10 protein-coding genes and 2 tRNA genes are annotated in these 12238 nt (G+C 67.9%); 3 read left to right on the top strand and 9 right to left on the bottom strand.

Going from position 1 to position 12238, the window contains the following annotated elements:
• Window positions 1–86 precede the first annotated feature (86 nt).
• The 8 genes from J1902_RS16965 to J1902_RS16930 all read right to left on the bottom strand — a co-directional run bounded on the left by J1902_RS16965 (window position 87) and on the right by J1902_RS16930 (window position 7369).
• Entirely contained in the window at window positions 87–743 is a 657-nt protein-coding gene (locus J1902_RS16965) for an NAD(P)H-binding protein (RefSeq protein ID WP_207617488.1), read from the bottom strand.
• 77 nt (window positions 744–820) lie between these two features.
• Window positions 821–894, bottom strand: a tRNA-Met gene (locus J1902_RS16960).
• Between the two features lie 62 nt (window positions 895–956).
• Window positions 957–1028 (bottom strand) — tRNA-Thr (locus J1902_RS16955).
• 120 nt (window positions 1029–1148) lie between these two features.
• Window positions 1149–1628, bottom strand: a complete 480-nt coding sequence (locus J1902_RS16950) for a LysM peptidoglycan-binding domain-containing protein (RefSeq protein ID WP_207617487.1) — start codon at window positions 1626–1628, stop codon at window positions 1149–1151.
• A gap of 245 nt (window positions 1629–1873) precedes the next feature.
• Window positions 1874–4093 (bottom strand): DEAD/DEAH box helicase, encoded by a 2220-nt coding sequence (locus J1902_RS16945; protein ID WP_207617486.1) that lies wholly within the window; start codon window positions 4091–4093, stop codon window positions 1874–1876.
• A gap of 390 nt (window positions 4094–4483) precedes the next feature.
• Window positions 4484–5140: an MOSC domain-containing protein gene (locus J1902_RS16940; RefSeq protein WP_207617485.1), complete on the bottom strand. Its 657-nt coding sequence runs from the start codon at window positions 5138–5140 to the stop codon at window positions 4484–4486.
• Between the two features lie 31 nt (window positions 5141–5171).
• Entirely contained in the window at window positions 5172–5846 is a 675-nt protein-coding gene (locus J1902_RS16935; RefSeq protein WP_207617484.1) for a response regulator, read from the bottom strand.
• Window positions 5843–7369: a sensor histidine kinase gene (locus J1902_RS16930; protein ID WP_207617483.1), complete on the bottom strand. Its 1527-nt coding sequence runs from the start codon at window positions 7367–7369 to the stop codon at window positions 5843–5845. Before J1902_RS16930 ends, J1902_RS16935 begins: the two co-directional genes overlap by 4 nt.
• A gap of 168 nt (window positions 7370–7537) precedes the next feature.
• Here J1902_RS16930 and J1902_RS16925 point away from each other — a divergent pair, with 168 nt between their 5' ends.
• From J1902_RS16925 to J1902_RS16915, 3 genes are read left to right on the top strand one after another with little or no spacing between them, the layout of a single operon-like run.
• Window positions 7538–8170, top strand: coding sequence for a Tat pathway signal protein (locus J1902_RS16925; protein ID WP_242702143.1), 633 nt, complete (start codon window positions 7538–7540; stop codon window positions 8168–8170).
• 2 nt (window positions 8171–8172) lie between these two features.
• Complete coding sequence (locus J1902_RS16920; protein ID WP_207617482.1) at window positions 8173–9384, top strand: glutathionylspermidine synthase family protein; 1212 nt, start codon at window positions 8173–8175, stop codon at window positions 9382–9384.
• 13 nt (window positions 9385–9397) lie between these two features.
• Entirely contained in the window at window positions 9398–10921 is a 1524-nt protein-coding gene (locus tag J1902_RS16915) for an APC family permease (RefSeq protein ID WP_207617481.1), read from the top strand.
• Here J1902_RS16915 and J1902_RS16910 read toward each other — a convergent pair.
• Window positions 10866–12176 carry a glycosyltransferase 87 family protein gene (locus J1902_RS16910; protein WP_207617480.1) on the bottom strand — a complete coding sequence of 437 codons (1311 nt, stop codon included), beginning with the start codon at window positions 12174–12176 and terminating at the stop codon, window positions 10866–10868. The two genes, J1902_RS16915 and J1902_RS16910, sit on opposite strands and share 56 nt — an antisense overlap.
• Between the last annotated feature and the right edge of the window lie 62 nt (window positions 12177–12238).

Below are 12238 nucleotides of genomic sequence, written 5' to 3'. Positions count from 1 at the left end.
ATCACCGTCCAGAACACCGCGGCGCTCAGTGCGATCGCACGCAAAACCGTATGACGACTGACGCCGGCCATGCCGGCCGAAGGCGCCTAAGCCTCCGTCAGCGCCTCCAGAACGGGCACGGAGCCGTCCCTGAAGTCAATAGTGCGGCCGATAGCCTCAGGGAGCTCCAAGACCGCGGCGGCCACGAGTGCCACATTGGCCCGTGAGGTGTGTGTGCCGCCGGCGGTCTCCGCCGGGTCCACGTCGATGAGGGCCGTGCCCTGCGCCTCCGTGAGCGGGCCGGGGCACAGCACGGTCCAGTCGAGGCCGGTTCCGCGGAGGTATTCGTCGGCCGCGGCCTTGGCCTCGGCGTAGGCAAAGAAGCTGTTGCCTTCCGGGATTCCGTGGCCGGGTCCTGCGCCCAGGTAGGACACCATGACGTACCTCCCGACGCCGGCCTGCCCTGCGGCATCCATGGAGCGGATGGCGGCGTCCCTGTCCACTGCGTAGGTTCGGGCGGGATTCCCGCCGCCGGCCCCCGCGCTCCACACCACGGCGTCCTGGCCGCCCAGCGCCGCGGCGATCTCCGCCGTCGTCGAGTCCTCCACGTCCAGGACCACCGGAGCCGCGCCCGCGGCCGTGACATCCGGCACGTGCTGGGGATTCCGGATGAACGACGTGACGGAGTGTCCTTCATTACTCAGGATGCGGGACAGCTGCAGGGCCACCTTGCCGTGGCCGCCGATGATGGCAATTTTCGACATGGTCATATTCTGTCCCAAGTGGGTGCGGGCGCGCACAAAAAAGACCCCGCAGAACGAATCTGCGGGGTCTTGCCCTGTAGCGGTGGGGAGGCTCGATCTCCCGACCTCACGATTATGAGTCGTGCGCTCTAACCAACTGAGCTACACCGCCACGAATGAGAAAAACCTGTGCCAAGCCGGTCAAAAACCGCCTTGACACAGGCTCTCATTCAGAGCCCCCCACCGGAATCGATCCGGTGACCTCGTTCTTACCAAGAACGCGCTCTACCACTGAGCTAGGGGGGCAACGAGTAAATACTCTACCGGACGTTTTCCGAAGCTACAAATCGGCCACCGGGCAGGGAAATGCGGCGCCGACACAATTTGCATCGGCACCGCTTCGTTGATCTAGAACCGGCCGAAAAACTACGGGAGGCGCAGGACCTGGCCGGGGTAGATGAGGTCCGGGTTGGGCACCGTGTCGGCGTTGGCGGCGATAAGCGCGCCGAGGTCGACGCCGAACTGGACGGCAATGCCGCTGAGGGTGTCGCCCGGCTCCACAACGACTTCGGTCACGCGGGCGGCTGCTGCCTGGGCCGCGGCGGCCTGCTCAGCGGCTGCCTGCTGGGCAGCGGCGTCGGCGGCAGCCTGCTGGGCCGCTGCCTGCGCTGCAGCCTGCTCAGTGGCCGCCTGGGCCGCTGCCTGCTCGGCGGCTGCTGCGTCAGCGGCTGCAGTGTCGGATTCAGCTACGAGGTCGTCTGTGGAGTCAGCGGCAGGGTCCACTGCAGCATTCTCCGGACGGTCGGTGCGGGCTTCCGGGTGGGCCTCGGCAGGCGTCTGCGCCTCCTTGTGCTGTTCCTTGTGTGCAAATCCGAGGTTCTTTTTCAAGTCGTCAAGCAATCCCATGGACTACCCTCCTCCATCTGCGTGCGGTCCAGTTCTGTTCCGCAGCTACGCCGTTCGTAGCACCTTGATCGTAAAGCCGCATACCGGCCGTTCCAAGGCTTTTGTCGCATGGCGTGACAGGCTTTCACACGGACGACAAGGACCGTTCACACGGCACCGGGCCCGTGAAGGGCCGTTAAACGCAGCCAAGGGCCGGCTCGAAAGCCGGCCCCTGGCCGAAGCGGGTAGTCAGTTACCCGAGCTGTTTACCACTTGCCCTTGCGGTTGAAGTCGCGGTGGCCGCCTTCGCTGCCGCTGCGCGGCTTGCGGGCACCGTCGCCGTGGCCGCCGAAGCGGGAGCCGCTGGCCTGGCCACGGTCGCTGTCACCGTAGGAGGCGCCGCGGTCACGGTCGCCGTAGCTGCCTGCGCTGCTGCGCTCGCTGTAGGAACGGCCGCCGCGGTCAGCAGAGGAGCGCTCGCCACCGGCGTAGCCGCCACGGTCGCCCTCGGACTTGCGGAATTCCTTCTTGAAGCCGCCGTTGCCCTTGAAGTTGCCCCCACGGTCGCCACCGGAGTAACCGCCACGGTCGCCACCTGAGTAGCCGCCACGGCTACCGCCGGAGTAACCGCCACGGTCGCCACCGCGATCGCCGGAATAACCACCACGGTCACCGGACGGCCTGCGGCCGTTGTCCAGCTCGAGGTGGATCAGCTCGCCGCCGATGCGGGTGCGGGACAGGGCGCGCAGCTGCTCGGGGCTCAGGTCTGCCGGGAGCTCCACGAGGGAGTGGTCCGAGCGGATGTCGATGCCGCCGATCTGTGCGGAGGAAATGCCGCCTTCGTTGGCAATGGCACCCACGATGGAGCCCGGCATGACGCGCTGGCGGCGTCCGACGGCGATCCGGTAGGTGGCGTTGCCCTCGGTCAGCGCGCGGGTGGGGCCACGGGAGCCGAAGCCGTCCTTGGCACGCTCACGCTTCTGGAATTCCGGCGCGGCCGGCAGTTCCTTGACGAGCAGCGGCTGGCCGCCCTGGGCCATGACGGCCAGGGCTGCGGCTATCTCCGCGGCCGGGACCTTGTGCTCTTCCTCGTAGGAAGCGATGAGGTCGCGGAACAGTGCGACGTCCTCGGACTCAAGGGTCTCCGTGATGCGCTCGGCGAACTTGCCCATGCGCAGGGAGTTGACCGTCTCGGCGGTGGGCAGGTGCATCTGCTCCACCGCTTGGCGGGTGGCCTTCTCGATGGCGCGGAGCAGGTACTTCTCCCGCGGGGTCATGAACAGGATGGCATCGCCGGCACGGCCTGCACGGCCGGTGCGGCCGATGCGGTGCACGTAGGACTCGGTGTCGTGCGGGATGTCGTAGTTGACCACGTGGCTGATGCGCTCGACGTCAAGGCCGCGGGCCGCGACGTCGGTGGCCACCAGGATGTCGATGCGGCCTTCCTTCAGCGCGTCAACAGTGCGTTCGCGCTGCTGCTGCGGGATGTCGCCGTTGATGGCGGCGGCCTGGAAGCCGCGGGACTTCAGTTTGTCGGCGAGGTCCTCGGTGGCCATCTTGGTGCGCACGAAGGCGATGACGCCGTCGAACTCTTCAACCTCAAGGATGCGGGTCAGGGCATCGAGCTTGTGCGGGCCCATGACCTGCAGGTAGCGCTGCTTGATGTTGGTGCCCGTGGAGGTCTTGGACTTCACGGAGATTTCGGCGGGGTTGTTCAGGTACTGCTTGGACATGCGGCGGATCTGGCCCGGCATGGTGGCAGAGAACAGGGCAACCTGGCGGGTCTCCGGGGTCTGCTGGAAGATCTGCTCCACGTCATCGGCAAAGCCCATGCGCAGCATTTCGTCGGCTTCGTCCAGCACGAGGTACTGGAGTTCGGACAGGTCCAGGGAACCCTTGGCGATGTGGTCGATCACGCGGCCCGGGGTACCGACAACAACCTGCGCACCGCGGCGCAGGCCGGCGAGCTGCGGGCCGTAGGCGGAGCCGCCGTAGACAGGGAGGACCGTGAAGTCGTCGATGTGCTTGGCGTAGGAAGTGAAGGCCTCGGCAACCTGCAGGGCCAGTTCACGCGTCGGAGCCAGGACCAGGGCCTGGGTCTTGCGGGACGGGCCGTTGAGGTCATGGAGTTCGGCCAGACGGGACAGGGCCGGAACAGCGAAGGCTGCGGTCTTGCCGGTTCCGGTCTGGGCCAGGCCCACGACGTCGCGGCCTTCAAGCAGCAGCGGGATGGTGGCTGCCTGGATGGGGGACGGCTTTTCGTAGCCGACATCCTGCAGGGCGGCCAGAACGCGGCCGTCGATGCCGAGATCGACGAAGCGGACGCCTTCCTCTTCTTCCTCGGCAGAGGCCGCGGGAGCCTCGGCGGTGGCCTCGGCCGGCGCTGCAGCCTCGGGAGCGGTTCCGGCGGTTTCGACAGTCTCGACGGCGGTCTCTGCTACTTCAGCAGACTCGGCGTCGAAAGATTCGTTCAGGTTTTCGGGCATAGGGAAGTTTCCTCATCCATAGGGCAGTCGGCGCGGCCCGGTTGGGCTTGGCCGCAGTACGCGTTGCAAGAAGCAGGGCAGATATTGCTCTGCTGCTCGCAAGAAGTCCGGCGCTGTCGCAATCCCATGGCAGGACTTCCCGCTGCATCTCTTGGCTGCTATCCCAGCAGTCTGTACAGCGTTTTCTTTAGCCGGCTCTCCCTATGAAAATGCCCGCACACATTTTGCGGGCCCCAACACTTACCAGTCCTGCCTCAAAAATTGGGCAGGATAAAGGGATTTCCGGAGTGGGGGATATTTCAATTGTAGGGCACAGATTAGCGACCCGATGACAGAACTGTCGACGGCGGCGGTGAGCTTGCGCACACCGGCACCTCGAGCCCTTGTGATTCAGGCCCCCTGGCGGCGCAGGATCTTCTCGAATTCGTCGTGGTATTCAGGCTGCAGGCGGATCTCGCGGTCGGCCTCGGCGTCGAGCAGCGTCTGGACATCTTCCGGCGTCGGGTCGCTGAACCACTTGCCGACCGTCACCCCGTGCTTGGGCACGAACAGCCGGTGGATGTGGTCTCCGGCGGAGATACTGCCGGTCTTGACGACGCGCAGGTACGTGCCCACCCGGCCCGCTTCGGTGAAGCGCTTGATCCAGTGAGGCTCCCCCATGCGCCGCTGGAAGGTGTTGCACGGGACGCGGGGAGAGGTCACCTCCACCTCCACGTCCAGGCCGATCTTCCAGCGCTCGCCGATCACCGCGCCGGTGGTCGCGATGCCGGCGACGCGCAGGTTCTCGCCGAAGATCCCGGGAGGCATCTCACGCTGGAGCTCCCCCACCCAGTAGTCCGCGTCTTCCTGCGAGTAGGCGTACAGGGCCTGGTCCTCGCCGCCGTGGTTGACCCGGTCCGCCTGGACGTCGCCGTGGATGCCCAGTTTGTGGACCTTCACGGGGCCGTCGAGGGGCTGCTTGTCGATGGCGGTCACGCCCACCCTGCCCTCTCCGTCTTCCAAGAGCTGGCGTACCCGGCAGACTGCGATCAATGAGGCGGTGTCCATGGCTCCAGTCTACGGATCGGCGGCAGCACGTCTACGGATCGAAACGGTAGCCCATTCCTGCTTCCGTGTGCAGGTGGCGGGGAGCGGCCGGATCCCGTTCGAGCTTGCGCCGCAGCTGGGCGATGTATACACGCAGGTATTGGCTTTCCTTGGCGTAGGCCTGGCCCCATACCTGGGTGAGGATCTGCTGCTGGCTGACCAGCTTGCCCTTGTTGCGGACCAGGAGTTCCAGGATGTTCCACTCGGTGGGGGTGAGCCGGACCTCGGCGCCGTCCTTGACGATCTTCTTGCCGGCGAGGTCCACCATGAAGTCGGCCGTGGCCAGCGTGGGTTCCTCATGGTCCGGAACCACCCGGCGGGACGCCACCCGCAGCCGGGCAAGCAGCTCATCGAGTCCGAAGGGCTTGGTCACGTAGTCGTCCGCGCCGGCGTCGAGGGCTTCTACCTTGTCCTCGGAGGCGTGCCGGGCGGACAGCACGATGATCGGCATGCTGCTCCAGCCGCGGATGCGCCGGATGACATCCACACCGTCCATGTCCGGCAGGCCAAGGTCCAGGACCACGATGTCCACGGGCTGCTGGGCCGCGGCCCGGACGGCGTCGGCGCCGTTGGCCACGGTGATCGCCTGGTAGCCGTGGGCGTGGAGGTTGATCTGCATGGCGCGGGCGATCTGGGCCTCGTCCTCGACGATCAGCACCAGTGTCATGGCATGCCGTTTCCGTTGGTCCCGTAACCGGTCCACAGCGGCAGGGTCACCACCATGGTGAGCCCGCCTCCCGGCGTCGGCTCCGCCACCAGGGTGCCGCCCATCGCTTCGCTGAAGCCCTTGGCCACCGCCAGTCCCAGCCCGATGCCGCCGCCCTGCGCCCCCGCGGCAGCCGAGGAATCGCTGAGCCGCTGGAAGGGGCGGAACATGTCCAGGATCTCGGCGATGTCCACGCCCCTGCCGTGGTCCACCACGCGCAGTTCGCCGGCGGGCCGGTCCCCCAGCGTGATGTCCGCCCCGGTCCTGGCGGTCAGGACGACGTCCGAGCCGGGCGCGTATTTCACCGCGTTCTCCACGATGTTGGCCAGCACGCGCTCCAGCATGCCGGCGTCGGCCTGCACGGCGGGGAGGTTGGCGGGCAGCTCGTTGCGCAGCCGTTCGCGCGGGATGCCGCGCAGCGCCTCGGGCAGCACCTCGGCCCAGCTGATCCCGGCCAGGAGCGGGTTCACGGCGTCGGCGGTCAGCCGGGACATGTCCAGGAGGTTGTCCACCAGGTGGTCCAGGCGGTCCGCGTAGTTCTCGATGGTGGCCAGCAGCTCGCGCTCGTCCTCCGGCGAGAACTGCACGTCCTCCTGGCGCAGGCTGCTGACGGCGAGCTTGATCCCGGCCAGCGGGGTGCGGAGGTCGTGCGAGACGGCGCGCAGGATGGAGGTCCGCATTTTGTTGCCCTCGGCCAACCGCAGATTGTCCTGGCGGCTCCTGACCAGCTGCTGCCGCTCACGCACGGCCACCACGTACGCGCCGAAGGCCGCCAGCAGGCGGCGGTGCTGGGCGGACAGCGGACCGCCGCGGAGCAGCAGCGTGTAGTGCGGATCGACGACGGCGGTGTGGTCGGCGGCGGCGTGCGTCACCGGCGGTTGCGGGCCGGACGTGGCCAGGACCCGCCAGCCGGGCGCGGCCGGCCGACGGCCGCCTCCGGTGCCTGGCGCGCTGCCGGTGCTTGCCAGCAGCGTGACCGCGTCCATGCCCAGGTTGGCGCGGACCTTGTCCAGGAAGGACTCCAGGCTGCCGTCTGAACGCAGGATCCGCAGGGAGAGTTCGCTCAGGGCGGTCGCCTCCGCCCCGGCGCGCGCGGCTTCCTGGGCGCGCCGGCTGGCGAGCCCGACGGCGAGCGCCACCCCGCAGGCCACGGCGAGGAAGATGACCAGCGTGAACAGGGTGGAGGGATCGGCGATGGACAGGGACCCCACCGGCTCCGCCGAAAAGTAGTTCAGCAGGAAGCTGCCCAGGACAGCCGCGACGACCGCAGGCCAGAGGCCGCCGATCGCGGCGACAGCCACGGCCACGGCCAGCTGCAGGAGCATGATCATGGAGAAGTTGCGGTAGCCGGCCACGGTGACCAGGACTTCCACGGCGGGCGGAAGGAGGATGGCGAGGACCAGGCCGGCAGCAACGCGGCCGCGGCCGATGCCTCTGACCGGCTGCAGCTGCAGCAGGATGCTGTTCTCGTCAGGGGCGGGCATGGCTTCATTTTTGCACGCTAACTACCGGGCTCTTGACGGTCGCTTGCCGGGCGGCATGCCTGTCCGGCGGCCGGTGCCGGGTGTCGGCCCCAGGGACTAGGCTTGCTTCAGGATTCCGGTCCGGCAGCGGGCCGGGCCGGCTCATCACGGTCAGTCAGGGGGACGCAGATGAACGCGAGCCACGATCCCGGCGGCGCGGCAACGCCGGGCCCGGAAGAGCCCGGGGAGCCCGTGGAGCCCCGGGACCTTCCCAAGCCCCCGCCCTGGCAGGTCCCCAAGCCCGAACTGCGCCCCGAACTCCTCCGGCAGGGCCAGGCGGGCGGGCCCCTCCACACTGTGGATCCGTTCGCCAAGGAGCGCGAGCACGAGGCAGCCCAGGCGGCGGCGCGTAAGAAGCGCTCGCAGCGGCGCACCGTCGTCGTCGGCCTCGGCGTCACCGCCCTGCTGGCCGGCACCATCACCGCCGTCGTGGCCAGCAGCGAGGCAGAGGCCGACTACGCCCAGGTCTGTTTCAACGACGAAACCGGCGAGCGCGTGGAGGACACCAACTGCGGCAGCTCGGAAGGCCGCGGCTCCGCCATCTATGCCTGGTACTTCTACTCCCGGGGCGCCAGCGTGCCTGCCGTGGGACAGAACCGTTCCGGCTACCCCAGCTACACCACCTCGGTGCCGCCGGGGGCCAAGACCTCCGCCGGGTACAGCACCAAGGGCGGGACCGTGAGCCGCGGCGGCTTCGGCACCAGCTCCAAGAGCGGAACCAGCGGCGGAAGCGGCGGCAGCGGCAAGAGCTCGGGAGGCTAGGCGTGCAGCGATACCCCTCCGTGCCGCGCCCGGACTGGAAGCAGAAGATCGAGGAACAGGGCCTGGTCTTTTCCACCACCACCATGCCGGACGGCAAGAAGATCGAGTACTGGCACGAGTCCGCCTACTACGAATTCACCATGGACGAGGTGGAAACCCTCGAGAAGACCGCCGAGGACATGCACCTCATGTGCCTGGAGGCCGCCAAGTTCCTGGCCTCCGGTGCCATGGGCGGGATCGGCATCGGCCCCCAGGCCCTTGAGCTCGCCGCCGAATCGCTGCAGGCCGGCGACCCGGACATCTACGGCCGCTTCGACTTCATCTATGACGGCCGCGGCGGCCCGGCCAAGATGCTCGAATACAACGCGGACACCCCCACGGGGCTCATCGAGGCGTCGGTGGCGCAATGGTTCTGGCTGCAGGACGTCTTCCCGGAGAAAGACCAGTGGAACGGCATCCACGAGGCCCTGATCCGGCAGTGGAAGAAGCTGCAGTACCGGACCGGCATGAGCACCCTGCACATCGCGCACTCCGAAGCGGAGGAATCCGGCGAGGACTGGATGACCGCCGCCTACATGCGGGACGTCGCCAGCCAGGGCGGCTGGACCACCATCGGCATCAACATGTCGGACATCGGCTGGGACCCGAACCTGAACCGTTTCGTGGACCTGGACAACTTCATGATCAGCACCATGTTCAAGCTGTACCCCTGGGAGCTGATGATGAAGGAGCCGTTCGGGCACCGGCTGCTGGAGCGAGCCCACAACCCGCGCTGGGTGGAGCCGGCCTGGAAGATGCTGCTCTCCAACAAGGCCCTGCTGGCCGCCCTGTGGCACCTGTACCCCGGCCACGAGAACCTGCTGCCGGCGTACCTGGACAACCCCGGGCCGCTCAAGGAATGGGTGGCCAAGCCGCTGCACGGGCGCGAAGGCGACAACATCCGCATCCACGCCCCCGGCATCGAGATCGAGCAGCCCGGCGACTACGGCCGCGAGGGCTGGTGCTACCAGCAGTTCCACGCGCTCCCGGACTTCGACGGCAACCGGCCGGTCCTGGGACTGTGGGTGGTGGACGGCGAGTCCGTGGGCTGCGGCATCCGGGAATCGGACGGCCCCGTCACGGACTACTTCTGCCGCTTCGTGCCCAACACCATCGACGCACCGGCGCCGCACAGCGCCGCCCCCACTGCCGCCAACAACGGAGCCGCACTATGAGCACTGAAACACCATGAGCACAGAAACGTCGACGCCGGCAGGCGGCCCCGGCACGGTCCCCTCCAAGGGCCTGCACGCGGGCATCCTGGACCTTGGCGACTCCGTCATGCTGGGTCTGGCGTCCACGGCGCCGGTCTACTCGCTGGCCGCCACCCTGGGGCTGATCGTGGCGGTCAACGGCAACTACACGCCGCTGATCCTGCTGCTGGGATTCATCCCCGTGCTCTTCATCGCCTACGCGTTCCGCGAGCTCAACAGCGCCATGCCGGACTGCGGCACCACCTTCACGTGGGCGCGGCGGGCCTTCGGCCCGTGGGCGGGCTGGCTGGGCGGCTGGGGCGTGGCGCTGGCCGGCATCGTGGTCCTCGCCAACCTGGCCCAGGTGGCCGGGCAGTACCTCTGGCTGCTGATCGGCGACGGATCCCTCGCCGGGAACAAATGGCTGGTGACGGCCACCGGCGTCGTGTTCATCGCCTTCATGACATATGTCAACCACCGCGGCATCCGCCTCGGCGAGCACGTGCAGCGCACCCTGACCTACATCCAGTACATTTCGCTGGGCATCTTCGCCGTGGCGGTCATCGGGGCCATCGCCACGGGCGGGGCGGCGGGCGGCCAGGCCTTCGCCTTCGAATGGTTCAACCCTGCGGGGGCCTTCGCCGATCCGGGCGCCGTGGTGCACGGCGTGCTCCTGGCCCTGTTCATCTACTGGGGCTGGGACACCTGCCTGGCCCTCAACGAGGAAACGGAAAACCCGGCAAAGACCCCCGGCCGCGGCGCCGTGATCTCGGCCTTCGTGCTGGTGGCCATCTATGTTTCCGTCGCGCTGCTGGTGATGATGTACGCCAACGTGGGCAGCGAAGGGATCGGCCTGGGCAACGAGGCGAACCAGGACGACGTGTTCCTGGCCATGAAGGACGTGGTCCTGGGCCCCTGGGGCTGGCTGATCGTGGTGGCCGTCCTGGCCTCCGTGTTGTCCTCCACGCAGACCACCATCCTGCCCACCGCCCGCGGCACGCTCTCCATGGGCGTGCACGGCGCCCTGCCGGCCCGTTTCGGCAAGGTCCACGAGCGCTACCAGACCCCCGGCTTCTCCACCCAGGTCATGGGCGCGGCGGCCGTGGCCTACTACGTGGCCATGAGCTTCCTCAGCGAGAACCTGCTGTCCGATTCCATCAGCGCCATCAGCCTGTTCATCGCCTTCTACTACGCCCTCACCGGCTACGCCTGCGCCTGGTACTTCCGCGGCACCCTGCGTGAGTCCGCGCGCAACCTCTGGTTCCGCGGCATCCTGCCGCTCCTGGGGGCCGTGCTGCTGACGGCGGCATTCTTCATCTCCGCCGTGCAGATGTGGGACCCGGGATACGGCGACACCCAGATCCTGGGCATCGGCGGCGCGTTTGTGAGCGGCGTGGTGCTACTGGCCCTGGGCGTGGTCCTGGCCGTGGTGTGCCGCTTCGCCCCAGCAACGCGCGGCTACTTCACACAGGGGCGGGCAGTGCACCCCGCCGCAGGGCAATCAGCCAGCACACCATGATCGCCACGGCACAGAACACGCCGGCGCTGGAGGCCATGATCCACAGCCCCGGCGTCTGGACGTCCAGATCGGCGGCACCCAATGCGAGGCCGATGGTCTTGGGCGAAAAGAAGAACACCACCGTGGACAAGGCCAGGACCGCCGCCATGGCGAGCCTGCCGGCCCGGTAGCGGCGCGGCGTTTCCCGCAGCGTCCAGGCGAACGCCGGCAGCACGGCAGCCATCCACACCCAGTGGTGGGACCAGGAGACCGGGCTGATGAGCAGCATGGCCAGCGCCGCCGCCGACATCGCCACCACGCGTGCGCCCTGGGCGCTCGCCGCACGGATCAGGACCGCGGCGAGGACCACGACGGCGAGGCTCAGTGCCAGCCACGGAAGAGTCACGGCATCCTGCGGAACGCCGAAATGCAGCAGCGCACCCTTGATCGACAGGTTGTCAACGTACCCGGCGCCGCCGATCCGGGAGGTGTCCGGCAGGATCTCCAGCCAGAACTGGAACGATTCGGCCGGCCGCAGCAGCCAGCCCAGCAGCACGGTTCCGGCGAAGCCGATGGACATGTTCGCGAGCCCGCGCCAGTCCTTGCGCATCAGGAAGTACAGGCCAAAGACCAGGGGCGTCAGCTTGATCCCGGCGGCAACGCCCACCAGGAAGCCGCTGCCGGGGATGCCCCGCCGCCAGCGCGGACTGCGTGCCAGCAAATCGGCGGCCATCAGGCCCATCAGCAGGATGTTGATCTGGCCGAATGCCAACGTCTCGCGCCAGGGCCCCAGGAACAGTGCAGCCAGGAACAGCGCGGCAGCGATCCAGCAGTTCCGGGCCGATGCCAGGGAACTGCGCAGGCTTGACTTCGATTCCCAGTACCGCACTATGGTGACCGCGACCCAGGCCGCCACCGCGACTCCGGCCACATTGAACAGCATCAGGGCCACGGGCAGGGGCAAACGGGCCAGCAGGCCGAAGATGAGCGCCGCAAAAGGCGGGTACGTGAACGGGAGGTTCGGTCCGCCGGCCCAGTCAACGCTGGGGCCATAGAGATCCGACGGCGAGGCACCGGCGTCGTTCAGGATGCTCCCCCCGAACCAGTACACGCTGAAGTCGAGCCCCTGCTTTCCCCAATCGGCAAGCAGCACCCACAGCGGCCACGCGACGGCGGCCAAGGGCAGCCAGCGGAGAACCGCAGCGGTTTTTGATGTGGCCGTGCGTGGTGCCGCGGCATCCGCCGTGGCGCGTAAATCGACGTCAGGCAGTGCCATTCCGTATCCCCCAATATTCGAATGTTGCAGCGGGGAACGGTCCGGCCCCCGAATACATACTA

Origin of the sequence: Arthrobacter cavernae (assembly GCF_017368795.1) — a bacterium.
Classification (GTDB): Bacteria; Actinomycetota; Actinomycetes; order Actinomycetales; family Micrococcaceae; genus Arthrobacter; species Arthrobacter cavernae.
This window is presented reverse-complemented; position numbering and strand designations above follow the sequence as displayed.

What these genes read in the sequence shown, in the direction of transcription:
- J1902_RS16965 (WP_207617488.1), bottom strand. Translation starts at nt 743, where the DNA reads ATGTCGAAAATTGCCATCATCGGCGGCCACGGCAAGGTGGCCCTGCAG.
- J1902_RS16950 (WP_207617487.1), bottom strand. Translation starts at nt 1,628, where the DNA reads ATGGGATTGCTTGACGACTTGAAAAAGAACCTCGGATTTGCACACAAG.
- J1902_RS16945 (WP_207617486.1), bottom strand. Translation starts at nt 4,093, where the DNA reads ATGCCCGAAAACCTGAACGAATCTTTCGACGCCGAGTCTGCTGAAGTA.
- J1902_RS16940 (WP_207617485.1), bottom strand. Translation starts at nt 5,140, where the DNA reads ATGGACACCGCCTCATTGATCGCAGTCTGCCGGGTACGCCAGCTCTTG.
- J1902_RS16935 (WP_207617484.1), bottom strand. Translation starts at nt 5,846, where the DNA reads ATGACACTGGTGCTGATCGTCGAGGACGAGGCCCAGATCGCCCGCGCC.
- J1902_RS16930 (WP_207617483.1), bottom strand. Translation starts at nt 7,369, where the DNA reads ATGCCCGCCCCTGACGAGAACAGCATCCTGCTGCAGCTGCAGCCGGTC.
- J1902_RS16925 (WP_242702143.1), top strand. Translation starts at nt 7,538, where the DNA reads ATGAACGCGAGCCACGATCCCGGCGGCGCGGCAACGCCGGGCCCGGAA.
- J1902_RS16915 (WP_207617481.1), top strand. Translation starts at nt 9,398, where the DNA reads ATGAGCACAGAAACGTCGACGCCGGCAGGCGGCCCCGGCACGGTCCCC.
- J1902_RS16910 (WP_207617480.1), bottom strand. Translation starts at nt 12,176, where the DNA reads ATGGCACTGCCTGACGTCGATTTACGCGCCACGGCGGATGCCGCGGCA.